Origin of the sequence: Streptomyces avermitilis MA-4680 = NBRC 14893, assembly GCF_000009765.2 — a bacterium.
In the GTDB taxonomy this organism is placed as follows: Bacteria; Actinomycetota; Actinomycetes; order Streptomycetales; family Streptomycetaceae; genus Streptomyces; species Streptomyces avermitilis.
Window position 1 is genome coordinate 3,821,438 of the sequence record NC_003155.5, and the last position, 15,675, is coordinate 3,837,112.

A 15,675-nucleotide genomic window follows, 5' to 3' on the forward strand; every position below is an offset into this window, starting at 1 on the left:
GGGGCGTTTGGAGCGTCCTACAGCATCTGCGGGCGGCAGGCCCCGGGGATGGGACCGATGGGGCTGTCGCGGGGTGACGGGCGGCGGAGGCAGGGGCGAAGCAGTCCCGACCGACGTCGGCCAGGACGCGGGGTGCGCCTCTCAGAACCGCCGTCGAGCCTTCCGCGCCCGGCGCACCAACGCGGCCGTGCCCAGCAGCGCGACCGTCGCTCCCGCGGCCCCGGCCGCCGTCGCGTCCTTGCGCCCGAGCCGCCGCCCGGCCACCGTGTGCCGCCCGGCCACTTCCTCCAGCAGCTCCGCCAGGACCTCCTCGTTGGTCCACTGCGGCCGCCACCCGGCGTCATGGAGCCGGCTTCCGCTCACCACCCAGGGGTACATCGTGTACGCCAGGTCCCCGGCCGGCGACGGAGTGAGCCCGATCCGGTGCAGCCGGGCCGCGGCGCCCAGAGCGACCGCGGACGGCAGCTCCATCCGCCGGATCCCGCTCAGCTCCTCGACCTCCTCCTGCTCCAGCCACCCGTCACAGCCGACGGCGAGCTCTCCGTCGACCTTCTCCAGAACGGCGTACTCCAGAGCACTGCACAGATCCTCGACGTGGCAGAACTGCCAGGCGGGCCGCGAACCGGCCACCACCAGCAGACGGGGCGACTCGAAGTACCTGGTCAGCGCCGTATCCGTGCCACCGACCAGCACGGAGGGGCGTACGACGGTGACGTTGAGCCCCGGGTGCGCCCGGGGCGCGCGCCGCGCGAGCCGCTCGATCTCCAGCAGGTCCCCGACGCCCGTGGCCTCGGCCGTGGCGCGCAGTTCGGCGTCTTCGGAGAGCGGCAGTTCGTTGTCCGGCAGCGCCCCGTAGACCATCGCGGAGGTGCACAGCACGACCCGGTGGACGCCGGCCGCCGCGGCAGCCGTGAGCACGGTCTGCGTCCCCCGGACGTTGTACGCCGTCCGGGCCGCCGCGTCGGACTCCAGATCGAGGTCGAGCGCGAGGTGCACGACGACGTCCGCACCCCGCAGTTTGTCCGCGATGGCCGGATCCCGTACGTCCAGGATGTGCCACTGTGCCGTCGCGCACTCCCCGCGCCGCTCGTCGATGGCGACGACCTGCTTGATCGCGTCGGACGCGGCGAGCCGCTCGGTCAGGAGGGCGCCGACACCGGACGCGGCGCCGGTGACCGCGACGACGGGCCCGCGGACGGCGGGACTGGTTGAATGGTTTCGCGCTGCGCGAACCTGCGGATCTGGGGAACTCACCGGGCGTCTCCAGCGGTTGTCTTCAGTACGAGCGTTGTGACGCGTGCGTACCAGGTGGCATCCATCCTGCCGCAGGCAGCGAGTCGGCGAAGCACCGAGGCCCGAACGGGCTGTGGTGTCTACGCTGGGTGGTGTTGTCGGGCAGCCAGCCGCCGGAGCGAACCGGTGGCCTTACCAGCCGAGGAATCCCGTGAGTGACACCCCATTCGGATTCGGCCTTCCGCCGGAGGAGCCGGAGAACGGCGACGAGGGCAAGAAGAAGGACCAGCAGAGCGGCGGGGGTCAGGGACCGGCCAACCCGTTCGGTTTCGGGTCGCCCGGAGCCGGAGGACCCGGCGCCGACAATCCGCTCGCCGCGATGTTCGGTTCCATCAACCCCAACGACCTGGGGGCCGCCTTCCAGCAGCTCGGCCAGATGCTCTCGTACGAGGGCGGCCCGGTGAACTGGGACATGGCCAAGCAGATCGCCCGCCAGACGGTCGCCCAGGGCACCCAGGACGGCACCAAGGACGCGAGCGTGGGCCCCGGTGAGCGCTCCGCGGTCGAGGAGGCCGTGCGCCTGGCAGACCTGTGGCTGGACGACGCGACGTCGCTGCCGTCCGGCGCCGGCTCCGCCGTGGCCTGGAGCCGCGCGGAGTGGGTCGAAGCCACCCTGCCGGTGTGGAAGGAGCTCGTCGACCCGGTCGCCGAGCGCGTCGGCGCGGCCATGGGCGACGTCCTGCCGGAGGAGATGCAGGCCATGGCGGGCCCGCTCATCGGCATGATGCGCTCCATGGGCGGCGCCATGTTCGGTACGCAGATCGGGCAGGCCGTGGGCGTGCTCGCGGGCGAAGTCGTCGGCTCCACCGACATCGGCCTGCCGCTCGGCCCGGCCGGCAAGGCCGCGCTGCTTCCGTTGAACATGGCGGCGTTCGGCAAGGACCTGGGCATCCCCGAGGAGGAGGTGCGGCTCTACCTGGCCCTGCGCGAGGCCGCCCACCAGCGCCTCTTCGCCCACGTGCCGTGGCTGCGCTCGCACCTGTTCGGTGCGGTCGAGGGCTACGCGCGCGGGATCAAGGTCGACACCGCGAAGCTGGAGGACGTGGTCGGCCAGTTCGACCCGCAGAACCCGGAGGAGCTGCAGCAGGCACTCCAGCAGGGCATGTTCCAGCCGGAGGACACGCCCGAGCAGAAGGCGGCTCTGGCCCGTCTGGAGACTGCGCTGGCGCTCGTGGAGGGCTGGGTGGACGCGGTGGTGCACGCGGCCGCCAAGCCCCGCCTGTCGTCCGCGGACGCGCTGCGTGAGACCCTGCGCCGCCGCCGCGCCACGGGCGGCCCGGCCGAGCAGACGTTCGCCACCCTGATCGGCCTGGAGCTGCGGCCGCGCCGGCTGCGGGACGCCTCGCGTCTGTGGGCCTCGCTCACCGACGCGCGCGGTGTCGACGGCCGCGACGGCCTGTGGGCCCACCCGGACATGCTGCCGACCGCGTCCGACCTGGACGACCCGGACGGCTTCGTGCACCGCGAGCAGCTGGACTTCTCCGAGCTGGACAAGATGCTCGGCGAAGCGGCGAGTGGCGGTCCGGCCGCCGGGAAGCCCGACCTGAAGAAGGACGACGACAACAAGGGCGAGGACGACAGCAAGGGCGACACCGCCGAGTGAGCCTCTTCGACGACACGGTCCTCGTACTCAAGGGCTACGAGGACCAGGAGGAGCTGCGCGAGGCGTACCTGGGCCACCTGGAGGCGCATCCGGACGGCACCTGGAAGTCGTGCCACGCCGGGCACATCACGGCGAGCGCCCTGGTGGTCGACCCCGAGCGCGGCCAGGTACTGCTCACGCTGCACAAGAAGCTGCGGATGTGGCTCCAGATGGGCGGCCACTGCGAGCCGGGCGACGCGACGCTCGCGGCCGCGGCCCTGCGCGAGGCCACGGAGGAGTCGGGCATCCCGGGCCTGACGCTGCTGCCGGGCGGACCGGTGCGCCTCGACCGGCATCCCATCCCAGCACCGTGCCACTGGCACTTCGACGTCCAGTACGCCGTCGTGGCGCCCCCGGGGGCGGTGCACGCGATCAGCGACGAGTCGCTCGACGTGCGCTGGTTCGGCTACGACGAGGTGGCGGACGTGGCCGACGAGTCGGTCGTCCGGCTGCTGGAGGCGACACGCTCACGCCTGTGAGCCTCGCGGGAAGAGTGTGAGGCGAGACGTGTAAGGGGCGGCCGCACTGGCGGCCGCCCCTTACGTCTGCTTTCTGGACGCTCAGCTCCAGACGTTGCCCTGGTTCTGCGCCCGGGCGCCCTGCTGCCCCATGCCGTACTGGGCGCGCAGTCCCTGACCGATCTGCGCGTTCTGCGGCGGCAGCAGCTCGCTGGGCTGGACGAGCGCGTAGCCGTTGCCGAGGAAGCTGAGTTCCCACCCCTCACCGGTGTTGCCGCGGCGCCGCCACACTCCGGAGGAATGCGTCTGGGCCTGCATCTGGACGCGCAGGCTCGTGGACCAGGCGACGATCGCGTCGGCGTCACAGTTGACGTACTTGTCCGGCGTCACCTGCATCAGCAGGGGCATGCCCGAGGTCATCAGCGCGACCTTTCCGCGGCCGGTGATGTTGAGCTGGTACTTGCCGGAGCCGGAAATGCCGTACTGGCTGTCCACGGCGATGACCTCGTGGTGCAGCGAGGAGTCCATCGCCAGGACGTAGCTGCTGTCGACGGTGAGGCCGTCCTGGTCCACGTCCATCACGTGGACGTGCTGGGCGAGGTTCGAGAGATAGACCGTCCCCTGCCCGTGGCAGCGCATCAGGTCGAGGCCCTCGCCGGTGTACGCACGCGCGCGCTGCTGGCTGTTGTTCTGGTACTCGGCGTCGAACTCGATGAGGCCCTGGTAGGCGACCATGGTGCCCTTGCGGGCGAGGATGTCGTCGTGGCCCTCCAGGACGACGCGCAGCATCTGCGAGTTCTGCAGGCTGTAGCGGTCCTGGGTCTGCTGTTCGTTGTAGCCGAAAAGCGGACTCTGCATGGTGTGTCGCTCCCCCTCAGCCCCGGACTCGGAGGCGGTCGGTGCTGTCCTCGCTGGGCTGGACGACGACGATGCCCTGCCCGGAGAACGCCATCTGGTACGCCTCGCCGCTGCCGCGCCCGATGAGCGACTGTGCCTTGAAGCTGCGCTTGCCCTTCACCTTCAGGTTCGGGGACCAGGCGACGAGCGCGTCCGGGTCGACGTACGTCTCGTCCTCGCCGCCGCCGCAGTCGACGACGATCGGCTTGCCCCGGGAGGTCAGCGCGACCCAGCCCTGCCCGGAGATCTTGGTGTTCCACAGGCCCTGGCCGGCGAACTTCGCGAGCCCCTTGACGCGCTCGACACCCCACGTCAGATGTGCGTCGAAGGCGAGCAGGTTGGTGGCGTTGACGGAGATCGCGTCGCCGTTGAGGTTGATGACGACGACGTTCGCCCCGTAGTCGGCGAGGTACAGCAGTCCGTCGCCGGTGCACTTCATGAGGGGCGCGCCCTCGCCGGTCATCCAGTCGCGTGCGATCTGGCGTACGGCGGGCGGGTTGGGCTCGTACTGGACGAACCCTTCGTAGGCGACCATCGAGCCCACGCGCGCGAAGAGGTCGTTTCCGGTCTGCATGGCGACCTTCAGCATGTGGTTGCCGTGGTTCTCCATGCGGGCGGTGACCGGTGCCGGGGCGAAGCCCGCGAGCGGCTGGTTCATGACGGGCTCCCTCAGACCTCGTACGGCTGGACGACGATGAAATTGCCGGGCGCGCCGCGGAACTGGAGGTTCACGCTCTCGCCGGTGTCGCCGGGGTAGGCGTTGCGGCGCATCCGCACCTGGCTGGAGACGATCACCTGGGAGGCCGCGGACCAGGCGACGACGGCGTTGCAGTCGGCGAACGTCGTCGGCGTCACAGGCAGCACGACCGGCGCGCCGTGCGTCTTCACGACGATCGTGCCGGTCCCCTGGAACTGCATCGTGAACAGCGCGCCCCCGGGGATGCCGTGTCCCTCGATGCGACGGACCTCGTACTGGAGGGACTCGTCGAAGGCGAGGACGTTCTCCGCGGAGACGCAGATCGCGTCGCCCTGGAGCTCGATGGGGTGCACATGGGTGGCGTTGTCGGCGAGGAACACCTGGCCCTGGCCGGTACAGCGCATGAGCTGCATCTCCTGGCCGGTGGCATTGCCCGTGATCCGGCCGGCGAAGCCCGCGCCCTTGTAGCTGAACTCGACCTTGCCCTGGTAGAGCACCATGCTGCCCTGCCGCGCCAGCACCGGCTGGCCGCCGATGCCGAGGTCGACGCGGATCAGCTTCTTGTTCTGCTGCGTCCAGCGCTGACCGGTGGGCGTCTCCTTGAAGACCGACAGCGCGGCGGCCACACCGGCACCGCCCTGCGGGGCGCCCTGGGGAACGCCGTACGGGGACGGGGCACCGGACTGACCCGGGTACTGACCGGGCGGCACCTGCCCCGGAACCTGGCCGTACTGCGGCTGCTGGCCGTAGCCGGGGGGCGCGCCCGGGGGTTGCTGGCCGTAGCCGGGCGGCATCGGGGCGGTCTGGCCGGGAGGCTGCTGTCCGTATCCCGGCGGCGGACCCGGCTGCCCGGGAGGCTGTGCGTACGGTGCGGGACCCGGCGGCGGGACAGTGCCGCCCGGCGGGGTGTGCAGGGGCCCGACGATGGTCGGCGCGGCGTGCACGGAGGGTGCGGGCGCCGGGGCGGGAGGCGGCGTGGGCCCCGGGGGCGGCGTGAACCCCTGGGCGGGCTGCGGCGCCGGGGCGGGAGCGGGAGCGGGAGCGGCCGGGGCGCCGAACGCGGGCGGCGCGAACGAAGGCGCGGCACCGGACTGCGTCTGTGCCGGAACAGCCGGCTCCTCCTCGGCGACCTCTCCGCCGAAGTTCTTCAGCAGCGCGTCGAGGCCGCCGTCGAAGCCCTGGCCGACGGCGGCGAACCGCCAGACGTCCTTCAGATAGAAGTCGCCCAGCATCACGGCACGCTCGGTGGAGAACTCCGAACCGGTGAAGGAGTAGCGGGCCACTTCCTCACCGCCCGCGACGATACGGAGGTAACCGGGGGCGACCTGCGACATCTGCCCGGCGCCGTCGAGCGTCGCCGTGAAGGACAGCTTCTGGATCTGCGGCGGGATCCGGTCGAGCGTCACACGGAAGGACTCCGTGTCGCCCGCCTGGGCGCCGAGCAGTTGGATGGACTCCTCGGGGGTCTTCGGCTGGTTGAAGAAGATGAAGTACCGGTCGTCCGAGAGCCGCTCCTCGGCGTCCAGACCGAAGCAGCTGATGTCGAACGTCAGTCCGGGGCCGGTGATCTGCACGCCTACGTACAGATCGGTGCCCGCGGTGAGGTCACTGATCTTGGCCTTGTGGCCGCGTTGGAATTCCCTGGCCATGCGTAACGACCGTCCCCCATCCCGAATGCGAGTGCGTCGCGTCAGGCTAACGGCAAACTCCGGGAGCGGACGAAGCCGGTACAGACCCGGTACACAACCGCCTCTTCACGGGGCGATCGGAGGTCCTACTCGGCGCCCGGGGCGGGCTGGTGCGGCAGCCGGTCGGCGGCGACCACCCCTTCAAGGTAGCCGCGAGCACGCTCCGTACGCGGATACGCCTCCAGCAGCCGCCAGAAACGCGGCCCGTGCCCGGGCACGAGCAGATGTGCGAGCTCGTGCAGCAGGACGTAGTCGACGACGTACTCGGGCATGCCCTGCAAGCGGTGCGAGAGGCGAATGCTGCCCTCGGACGGGGTGCACGAACCCCAGCGCGTGTTCTGATTGGTGACCCAGCGGACCGCGGTGGGCCGGGCGCGGCCGTCGAAGTACTGGAGCGACAGACGCTCGGCCCGCTCGGCCAGCTCGGCGTCGCCGAGCCGCCGCTTGCTCTCCTGGGCGGCCAGCTTGTCGAGCATGACGGTCACCCAGCGCTGTTCCTCCGCCTCGGACATACGGGCGGGGATGAGCACGACGGTGCGATCGCCCTCGCGGTACGCGGAGACCGTTCTGCGACGTCGCGCGCTCCTGCGAACCTCGATCGCGCTCGCCCCCGAGCCGCTTGGCGGCTGGCTCGTCGTGCTGCGCTGTGGTTTTGCGGCGCGGTGCAGTGGGTCGGCGGGCACGCCCCGACGTTACCCGCTGCACACGGGGGAAGTCCCGCCTCTGGGACGGTTCCGTGGCGATCCGCACCCTGTGCGCTCGATTTGTACGACGAACGCCACCGCCTGTGGACAACTTTCGGCACGTCCCGAGCGGGCCGGGCATGCTGGCACTCGTCGGCGGAGCAGCACAGAGCCCCACCGACACACGGGGACGTTCTACGGGCTACGGGGGCCGTTCATGCATCCGATGGTGAAACCCGCGCTGCGGCGCGGCTGGCGGGATCTCAACACCGTGCAGTTCGGGATGGCACCCGCGCACGCCATGGTGCTGGGGCCGATGGACACGGCGACGGGCAGTTTCCTGGCCCTGCTCGACGGCACACGCGGGCTGCCGCTCCTGCGAGAGGAGGGACGCAGGATGGGGCTGCCCGACGGCCATGTCGACGGACTGGTGGAGCGGCTGGCGGCCTCGGGGCTGCTGGACGACGCGACGGGCGGGGGCCCGGGCGCCGACGCCTTGCGCGGAAAGGGGGCCGTCCTGGACCGGCTCCGCCCCGATCTGGCGTCCCTGTCCCTGGTCGCCCGCGCACCGGGGGCGGGGATTCAGCGGCTGGCCGCCCGTCGCTCCCTGCGGGTGCAGGTAAGGGGCGCGGGCCGGGTGGGTGTCGTCCTCGCCTCGCTGCTGGCGGGCGCCGGCGTGGGCGAGGTCGACGTACAGGACACGGGCCGTGTCGAGCCGTGGGACGTGGCCCCTGGCGGACTGCCCGCCGAGTCGATCGGCGAGCGCAGAAACGAGGCGGCCCGGCGGGCCGTGCGGAGTGCGGCACCGGAGCGGCCCCCGCGACAGGAGCGTGCCTCGCGCAGGACCACCGCGGGCGCAGCGGACCCCGGTCTCTCGCTGGTGATCCTCACTCCACGCGACGGCCTGGGCATCCACGCCCCGGACCCGGCCGCCGCCGAGCCACTCATCACTTCGGGCACACCGCATCTCTACGCCGGAGTCGTGGAGGGCACGGGAGTGGTCGGCCCCTTCGTCCTGCCCGGCGAGTCGGGCTGCGCGGGCTGCCTGGACCAGGGGCGCGCCGACCGGGACCGGACGTGGCCGCGCCTGGTCGCCCAGTGGCGCTCCGGACGGCCCCGTCAGGTGCAGGCGTGCGACGTGGCGCTGGCGACCGCTGTCGCGGGTGTCGCCGCCGGGCACGCGCTCGCCTTCCTCGACGGGGAACTGCCGTCGAGCGCGGGCGCGCGCTGGGAGACCTCCGTGCCCCGGCTCGACTGGCACGCCCGGCCCGTGTGGGCGCATCCCGCATGCTCCTGCGGCGCCGCGGAGAAAGGTAACGGAGAACACACCGCAAAGGAGGGGGAGCCGCACGAGACAATGGCGGAGCAACAGCCGTCGGCAGACTTGCCCCGCAAGGCACGCGCCGCACGGCTGTCTGGGACTTGGAGGGCGCATGTCTGATCTTCCCCGGAAGGCGGTCACCCGTACCGCCAAGCTCGCCGCGCTCCCGCTCGGCTTCGCCGGGCGGGCGACCTGGGGGCTTGGCAAACGGATCGGCGGGAAGTCGGCGGAGATCGTCGGCCGGGAGCTCCAACAGCGCACGGCGGAGCAGCTGTTCAAGGTGCTCGGCGAGCTGAAGGGCGGCGCGATGAAGTTCGGGCAGGCGCTGTCCGTCTTCGAGTCGGCACTGCCCGAGGAGGTCGCCGGGCCCTACCGCGCGGCACTGACGAAGCTTCAGGAAGCGGCCCCGCCGATGCCGACCCGCACGGTGCACGCCGTGCTTCAGGAGCGGCTCGGCGAGGACTGGCAGGAGCTGTTCCTGGAGTTCGAGGACAAGCCGTCGGCTGCGGCCTCGATCGGCCAGGTACACCGCGGGGTGTGGCACGACGGCCGTGAGGTCGCGGTCAAGGTCCAGTATCCGGGTGCGGGCGAGGCCCTGCTCTCCGACCTCAACCAACTCAGCCGTTTCGCGCGCCTGTTGGGCCCGTTGATCCCGGGCATGGACATCAAGCCGCTGATCACGGAGCTGCGCGATCGGGTGTCGGAGGAGCTGGACTACGCCCTGGAGGCGCAGGCCCAGCTGGCGCACGCGGAGGAGTTCGCCGACGACCCCGATGTCGTGGTCCCGGCGGTGGTGCACCAGAGCGAGCAGATCCTGGTGACCGAGTGGATCGACGGCATACCGCTGTCGGAGGTGATCGCCGACGGCACCCAGGAGCAACGCGACCGCGCCGGCCAGCTCCTGGCCCGCTTCCTCTTCTCCGGGCCCGCCCGCACGGGACTCCTGCACGCCGATCCGCATCCGGGCAACTTCCGGCTGTTGCCCGACGGCTTCGACGAGAAGGCCGGCTGGCGCCTGGGCGTCCTGGACTTCGGCACGGTCGACCGCCTGCCGGGCGGCCTGCCGACCCCGATCGGCGACTCCCTGCGCATGACCCTGGACGGCGATGCCGAGTCCGTCTACGAGCTGCTCCGCGAGGAGGGCTTCGTCAAGGAGTCCATAGAGCTGGACCCCGACGCCGTCCTGGACTACCTGCTGCCGATCATCGAACCGGCCCAGGCCGACGAGTTCACCTTCACGCGGGGCTGGATGCGCAGCCAGGCGGCCCGGATCGCCGACCCGCGCTCCCCCGCGCACCAGTTGGGAAAGCAGCTGAACCTGCCCCCGGCGTACCTCCTGATACACCGCGTCACCCTCAGCACCATCGGCGTCCTGTGCCAGCTGGGCGCCACCGTGCGGCTGCGGGACGAACTGGAGGAGTGGCTGCCGGGCTTCCTGCTGGAGGAGGAGTCGGCCGCGGAGGCGTGAGCCGGGCGAGGGAGGGGGCCTACCACCGAGCCGAGTCCAGGCGCCCCTCGATCGCTCCGAGGTCGGCACGGGCGCAGCTGTCGTTGCGCGGCGTAGCCGCTGTGGTCACTGTCCCGGGCAAGACTCGTCATCTCGACATCTCGTCGCTCGTCGCCTCGTCGCCTCGTCGACGATGTCTCCGTGACCGGTGGTTCGGGCGGCCGAACGCACGGCGGGGGCCGGTCCGTTCGGGACCGGCCCCCGCGGGGGTTCCTGCTACCGACGTCCGTCGGTTACTGCATGACCGCCATGGCGAGCGCGCGGCGGGCGCGCATCGAGGCGCGCTCGGCCCGGCGCTGCATCCGGCGGGCCGTCGCCAGGCGCGTGGCCCGGCGTTCCTGCTCGGCCTCATGCAGTCGCTCGTGCATATGCGCACGAGCCAGGGCTTCTGGGATGAGTTGCATCTCTCGGGTCCTGTTCTGACGCGAGTCGTTCGCGCCGGTGGTGGTGAAGTCTGGGATCGCGGAGCCTGCGGGCTCGCCGGCGGACGGCTTCATCGGGGCCTGCTTCTTGGGGTCGTGCGTGAGGGGGCGGTCGATCGTTCCTGTGATGTTCATGCGGTGACCGGGTTCTTGCGCGGGCGGCCACGCGGCCGCTTCCGGGCGACGACGACACCCTGGACGAAGAGCTCGCCACCCCAGACGCCCCAGGGCTCACGCCGCTCCTTGGCGCCGGCGAGGCAGGCCTCGATGAGCGGGCAGGTGCGGCAGAGGGACTTGGCGTACTCGACATCGGCCGGCGACTCGGCGAAGAAGACCTCCGGGTCGTACGAGCGGCAGGGGACGGGTACGCCGAGGTTCTCGATGGCGTCGTCGAGCGCGGTGAGCGCGGTGAGCGGGATCAAGGTGGAGTCCTCCGTGAGGCCGGGCGGGGGGATCGTTTCGGAAGGCGGTACGGACGGGGCGTGCGCTTCGAGTTGCACGGTTGGTTTTCCTCGTCTGGTCGTTCCGGCCCTGTTGGGCCGGGTGGCGGCTGGTACCGGGTTCTTTTCTTGTCCCGAGGCCCCTTCGCCCGTCTGTCCCCGGTGTTGGGGACAAACAGAAGGGCCGCGGATCCCGGGTGGGGTTCCGCGGCCCTGAAGGCGCCGGCCTGAGTCGATCAGGCTGGATCACTCCAGGGTTCAGGCCCACGGAAGGCCCACATCGTGTGGTGCTGCGTCGTCTGCTTCAGGGATCCGGCACCGGCCGCAAAGGCATAGGCATGCGCCTGTGCCACTACTGCTGCTTCCAGTGCCTTGGTCGGTCGCTCATTGCGCTCACGGATGGGAAGTTCCGCGAGAGACAGGGAGGACGCCGGCCGGGCGGCACGAATGCCGGACAGACCGGTCCCCAGGTTCGAGACGCCGGACATGCACAGGGAGACGACCGAGCGATCGGTCATTTTGACGGTGCTGATGGAGCTGGTGTTGATGCTGATCACTGGAATCGCCTCCTCTCGGCGTCTCAAGGGACTGGCGGTGAGCCAGTCCGACGGCTATTAAGTACAGCACGGAACCAGGGCTTCGGAGAAGGCCGCTGTTCCCGTGCCTAAGAACCTATGGGGATTGCTGGGGCATGCGCAAACTATTTTTTCGACGAGTTTGCATCAGTCACCCTCGGCGCCCACCTCAACTTCCTGACCTGCGCAGATGCTGAGAACGTCGGCTCCGTAGCGATTGAGCTTGCGCACCCCGACCCCGGGGATCCGCGCCAGATCGCCCTCGTCGTCGGGCACGGCCTCGGCGATCGCCATCAGGGTCTTGTCGGTGAAGACGCAGAACGCGGGCTGCCCGCTGCGCTGCGCCTGCACCGCCCGCCACTCACGCAACCGCTCGTAGAGTCCCTCGTCCATGTCTGAGGGGCAGTCCTCACAGCGCATCAGCTTCATCTCGCCCGCGTCGCTCAACGTGCGGCCGCAGACCCGGCAGCGGGCCGGGATCCTGCTGGTGCGGCGCGGGGCGGGGCTGGTGGCGGAGCCCGCGAAGCCGCGCTCGATGCCTCCCGCGGCGCCGGCCCTGGCGCCGCGGCCCGTGGTGGTGACCGAGCCGGGACGCAGCCCGTCGAGGAAGCGGCTGGGCCGGCGGTTCGGGCGCCCCCCGGGTGAGCGGGACAGTGCCCAGGAGACGGACAGGTGCTGTCTGGCGCGGGTGACGCCGACGTACAGGAGGCGCCGCTCTTCCTCGATCTGTTCGTCGGTCTTGGCGTAGGTGATCGGCATCATGCCCTCGGCGACACCGACCAGGAAGACGACGTCCCACTCCAGGCCCTTGGAGGAGTGCAGTGAGGCGAGGGTGACGCCCTGCACGGTCGGTGCGTGCTGGGCGCTCGCCCGCTCGTCCAGCTCCGCCACGAGGTCGCCGAGGGTGGCGTCGGGCTTGGCGGCGGCGAAGTCCTGGGCGAGGTTCGCCAGGGCGGCCAGCGATTCCCAGCGTTCCCGGACCGCGCCGGAGCCGGCCGGGGGCCGACTGGTCCAGCCCTCTCCGGAGAGCACGGCGCGCACCTGGGAGGGCAGGTCGACGACGTCGTCCAGGAGCGTGTCGTTGCCGCCGAAGCGGGCCGCGCCGCGCAGGGCGACGCCGGCCTTGCGCACCTCGGGGCGGTCGAAGAACCGCTCGGCGCCGCGCAGTTGGTAGGGCACTCCGGCGTCGGCGAGGGCCTGTTCGTAGATTTCCGACTGGGAGTTCGTGCGGAACAGGATGGCGATCTCGGCCGCCGGTACGCCGGAGGCCAGGAGGTCGCGGATGCGGCGGGCAGCGCCTTCGGCCTCGGCCGGCTCGTCGGTGTATTCGGTGTAGACGGGTTCGGGGCCGGGCTCTCTTTGGGAGATCAGCTCCAGGCGGTGCTCCGCGGCACGGCCGCGGGCCTGGGCGAGCAGGCCGTTGGCGAGGTGGACCACCTGGGGCGAGGAGCGGTAGTCGCGCACCAGCTTGACGACCGTGGCTCCGGGGTGGCGGGTGCGGAAGTCGAGCAGGTGGTCGGGGGTCGCTCCGGTGAAGGAGTAGATCGTCTGGCTGGCGTCGCCGACGACGCACAGGCTGTCGCGCTCGCCGAGCCACAGGTCCAGGAGGCGCTGCTGGAGGGGGCTGACGTCCTGGTACTCGTCGACCACGAAGTGCTGGTACTGGGCGCGGACCGCCTCCGCGATGTCCTGCCGGTCCTGGAGGATGCCCACGGTCAGCAGCAGGACGTCCTCGAAGTCGATGACGGCGCGGTCGCGCTTGAGGTCTTCGTACGTTGCGTAGATCTGGGCGATCTCGGCCGGGTCCCGGGGGGCCTCGCGGGCTGCCTTGGCAGCCGCGGCCGCGTAGTCGGCGGGGACGGTCTGGGTGACCTTGGACCATTCGATCTCGGCGGTGACGTCCCGCAGCTCGCCCCGGTCGAGACGGATGCGGCAGGCGGCCGCCGCGTCCGCGACGATCTGGATCTTGCGGTCGACGATTCTGGGGAGTCCGCCACCGACTGCTTTCGGCCAGAAGTACTGGAGCTGGCGCAGCGCGGCGGAGTGGAACGTGCGGGCCTGGACACCGGAGGCGCCGAGCTGGCGGAGTCGGCCGCGCATCTCGCCGGCGGCGCGGTTGGTGAAGGTGACGGCGAGCACGCTGGAGGGCTGGAGGATGCCTGCGCGCACCCCGTAGGCGATGCGGTGGGTGATGGCGCGTGTCTTGCCGGTGCCGGCACCTGCCAGCACGCACACCGGCCCGTGCAGGGCGGTCGCCACCGCGCGCTGCTCGGGGTCGAGCCCGTCGAGCACCGCGTCGGCAGAGTCCGGAACCTGTGGGAAGAGGGTGGAGTGCGTTGCTGCTGTCACCCCGCCATGCTGCCAGGTCGGCGGAGGCGGGTGCGGCGGTTGTCCACAGGGAGGCGCCTGCAGTCGTACTAATGCGGCAGGCTCGCCGCCGCGTCCGGGCGGCAGACGCACCGCCCCACGTGCCCTTGCTCACAGCCCTGGCTCGGAAGCACCGAAACAGCGACGCGTCCGCCCCCGTGCGGGAATGGCGGCTCTCTCCCGTACGTTCGAGTCTCTGCGACCACGCACCCCCGAGCAGCAGAGGAGCGTCCGAGACATGCCGGGCACTGTGACGATGTACAGCACCACGTGGTGCGGCTACTGCAGTCGGTTGAAGAGCCAGATGGACCGTGAGGGCATCACGTACAACGAGATCAACATCGAGCACGACCCGGACTCCGCGGCGTTCGTGGAGAAGGCGAATGGCGGAAACCAGACGGTTCCGACCGTGCTCTTCGCGGACGGTTCGACGCTCACCAACCCTTCGCTGGCCCAGGTCAAGCAGAAGATCGGCGCGTAGCGGGGGCGCTTTCGGTGCGCTGCCGTGCGGGCGGTCCTTGAGGAGACTCGAGGACCGCCTTCTGCTTGCGGTGCCGCCGTGGTCGAGTGGGCGGTCATCCGCGCACCGTGGCCGGTCGGTGTCAGACGGCCGTACCCGGCCTCGGCAGGGGCTTGCCGTACCAGAGCTCGATCAGGCGGGCGGCGATGGAGATGCCGTACGGCGGCAGCACTTCTTCGGACTCGAAGGCGGCCTTCAGGTCCTCACGGGAGAACCAGCGCGCCTCCTGGATCTCGTCGCCGTCGACGTTGATCTCCGTCGAGGTCGCCCGGGCCATGAAGCCCAGCATGAGGCTGGAGGGGAAGGGCCAGGGCTGGCTGGCGACGTACTCGACTTCGCCGACGGTGATCCCCGCCTCCTCGAAGACCTCGCGGCGCACCGACTGCTCGATGGACTCGCCGGGCTCGACGAAGCCGGCGAGCGTCGAGAAGCGGCCCTCCGGCCAGTGCACCTGGCGGCCGAGCAGGATGCGGTCCTCGTCGTCCGTGACCGCCATGATCACTGCCGGGTCGGTGCGCGGGTAGTGCTCGGCGCCGCAGGCCGGGCAGCGGCGGATGTGGCCGGCCGCCGCGATCACCGTGCGCTCGCCGCAGCGCGAGCAGAAGCGGTGCAGACGCTGCCAGTTCTCCAGGGCGACCGCGTGGACCATCAGGCCCGCGTCCCTCGGCGACAACAGCAGGCCCGCCTCGCGCAGGCCCGCCGGCCGCGCGGACTGGTCGATGCGGCCGGGCAGCGCGTCCTTCTGGAGGGCGAAGTAGCTGACGCCGTCGTCGTCCGTGCCCAGGAAGTAGCGGTGCGCCTCGGTGAGGGGGGCCTCGAATGACGGAGTCATGACGAGTTCGGTGGCGCCGTCCGCCGTCTCGTCGATGAGGACCTGGCCGCCGGAGACCACGAAGGCCCGAGTGGTGGGGTGGCTCCACGCGGCCGCGAGCCAGGCCTCGTCGAGCCGGTGGTGGGCGGCCCGATCGATGCCGCTCGGCGCGGTGAGTGAGAGGGGACGGTCGGCGGTACGGTCGGTCCAGGTGGTCACAGGTGCTTCCAACTCCCCCGGTGGAACGGTTATTTCAGCGGGCGGTTCAGCGGGACATACGGCATGGGCGGACCAGGTCCGGCGGGCTCTGGGCGTGCGGGGCGGTCCTTCCAGTGTGCCGGGCCCTGGCCCCCG

General features: G+C 71.1%; 15 protein-coding genes. 5 read left to right on the plus strand and 10 right to left on the minus strand.

Annotated features, from left to right (window positions below; genetic code table 11):
- Positions 1-141 precede the first annotated feature (141 nt).
- Positions 142-1,254 (minus strand): SDR family oxidoreductase, encoded by a 1,113-nt coding sequence (locus SAVERM_RS15890; RefSeq protein ID WP_010984490.1) that lies wholly within the window; start codon positions 1,252-1,254, stop codon positions 142-144.
- 190 nt (positions 1,255-1,444) lie between these two features.
- Between SAVERM_RS15890 and SAVERM_RS15895 the strand changes: the two genes are divergently transcribed.
- Both SAVERM_RS15895 and SAVERM_RS15900 read left to right on the plus strand, forming a co-directional pair.
- Positions 1,445-2,896, plus strand: a complete 1,452-nt coding sequence (locus tag SAVERM_RS15895; protein WP_010984491.1) for a zinc-dependent metalloprotease — start codon at positions 1,445-1,447, stop codon at positions 2,894-2,896.
- Positions 2,893-3,414 (plus strand): NUDIX hydrolase, encoded by a 522-nt coding sequence (locus tag SAVERM_RS15900; RefSeq protein ID WP_010984492.1) that lies wholly within the window; start codon positions 2,893-2,895, stop codon positions 3,412-3,414. The genes SAVERM_RS15895 and SAVERM_RS15900 overlap by 4 nt, the downstream gene beginning before the upstream one ends.
- A gap of 81 nt (positions 3,415-3,495) precedes the next feature.
- Here the strand turns inward: SAVERM_RS15900 and SAVERM_RS15905 are convergent, their stop codons facing one another.
- The 4 genes from SAVERM_RS15905 to SAVERM_RS15920 form a co-directional block, all read right to left on the minus strand.
- Positions 3,496-4,251, minus strand: coding sequence for an AIM24 family protein (locus SAVERM_RS15905; protein WP_010984493.1), 756 nt, complete (start codon positions 4,249-4,251; stop codon positions 3,496-3,498).
- Between the two features lie 16 nt (positions 4,252-4,267).
- Positions 4,268-4,948, minus strand: a complete 681-nt coding sequence (locus SAVERM_RS15910; RefSeq protein WP_010984494.1) for an AIM24 family protein — start codon at positions 4,946-4,948, stop codon at positions 4,268-4,270.
- 11 nt (positions 4,949-4,959) lie between these two features.
- Positions 4,960-6,636 carry a TerD family protein gene (locus tag SAVERM_RS15915; protein WP_010984495.1) on the minus strand — a complete coding sequence of 559 codons (1,677 nt, stop codon included), beginning with the start codon at positions 6,634-6,636 and terminating at the stop codon, positions 4,960-4,962.
- 125 nt (positions 6,637-6,761) lie between these two features.
- On the minus strand, positions 6,762-7,358 hold the full coding sequence (locus tag SAVERM_RS15920; protein ID WP_078234440.1) for a M48 metallopeptidase family protein: 597 nt from the start codon (positions 7,356-7,358) through the stop codon (positions 6,762-6,764).
- A 217-nt stretch (positions 7,359-7,575) separates the two neighbouring features.
- Between SAVERM_RS15920 and SAVERM_RS15925 the strand changes: the two genes are divergently transcribed.
- On the plus strand, positions 7,576-8,799 hold the full coding sequence (locus tag SAVERM_RS15925; protein ID WP_010984497.1) for a TOMM precursor leader peptide-binding protein: 1,224 nt from the start codon (positions 7,576-7,578) through the stop codon (positions 8,797-8,799).
- Positions 8,792-10,147, plus strand: coding sequence for an ABC1 kinase family protein (locus tag SAVERM_RS15930; protein ID WP_010984498.1), 1,356 nt, complete (start codon positions 8,792-8,794; stop codon positions 10,145-10,147). The genes SAVERM_RS15925 and SAVERM_RS15930 overlap by 8 nt, the downstream gene beginning before the upstream one ends.
- A 272-nt stretch (positions 10,148-10,419) precedes the next feature.
- Here the strand turns inward: SAVERM_RS15930 and SAVERM_RS15935 are convergent, their stop codons facing one another.
- From SAVERM_RS15935 to SAVERM_RS15950, 4 genes are all read right to left on the minus strand, one after another.
- Positions 10,420-10,743: a hypothetical protein gene (locus tag SAVERM_RS15935; protein ID WP_010984499.1), complete on the minus strand. Its 324-nt coding sequence runs from the start codon at positions 10,741-10,743 to the stop codon at positions 10,420-10,422.
- Positions 10,740-11,108 carry a WhiB family transcriptional regulator gene (locus tag SAVERM_RS15940; RefSeq protein WP_010984500.1) on the minus strand — a complete coding sequence of 123 codons (369 nt, stop codon included), beginning with the start codon at positions 11,106-11,108 and terminating at the stop codon, positions 10,740-10,742. The genes SAVERM_RS15935 and SAVERM_RS15940 overlap by 4 nt, the downstream gene beginning before the upstream one ends.
- Positions 11,109-11,284: 176 nt before the next feature.
- A complete protein-coding gene (locus SAVERM_RS40100; RefSeq protein ID WP_078234439.1) occupies positions 11,285-11,605 on the minus strand; it encodes a hypothetical protein in 321 nt (106 codons plus the stop codon).
- Between the two features lie 165 nt (positions 11,606-11,770).
- The gene (locus tag SAVERM_RS15950) at positions 11,771-14,083 is read right to left on the minus strand and encodes an ATP-dependent DNA helicase UvrD2 (RefSeq protein ID WP_010984502.1); all 2,313 of its coding nucleotides are present in this window, start codon (positions 14,081-14,083) and stop codon (positions 11,771-11,773) included.
- Between the two features lie 145 nt (positions 14,084-14,228).
- Here SAVERM_RS15950 and SAVERM_RS15955 point away from each other — a divergent pair, with 145 nt between their 5' ends.
- Complete coding sequence (locus SAVERM_RS15955; protein ID WP_010984503.1) at positions 14,229-14,471, plus strand: mycoredoxin; 243 nt, start codon at positions 14,229-14,231, stop codon at positions 14,469-14,471.
- A 121-nt stretch (positions 14,472-14,592) separates the two neighbouring features.
- Here SAVERM_RS15955 and nudC read toward each other — a convergent pair whose 3' ends face one another.
- Complete coding sequence (gene nudC / locus SAVERM_RS15960) at positions 14,593-15,540, minus strand: NAD(+) diphosphatase (protein WP_010984504.1); 948 nt, start codon at positions 15,538-15,540, stop codon at positions 14,593-14,595.
- Positions 15,541-15,675: the final 135 nt, after the last annotated feature.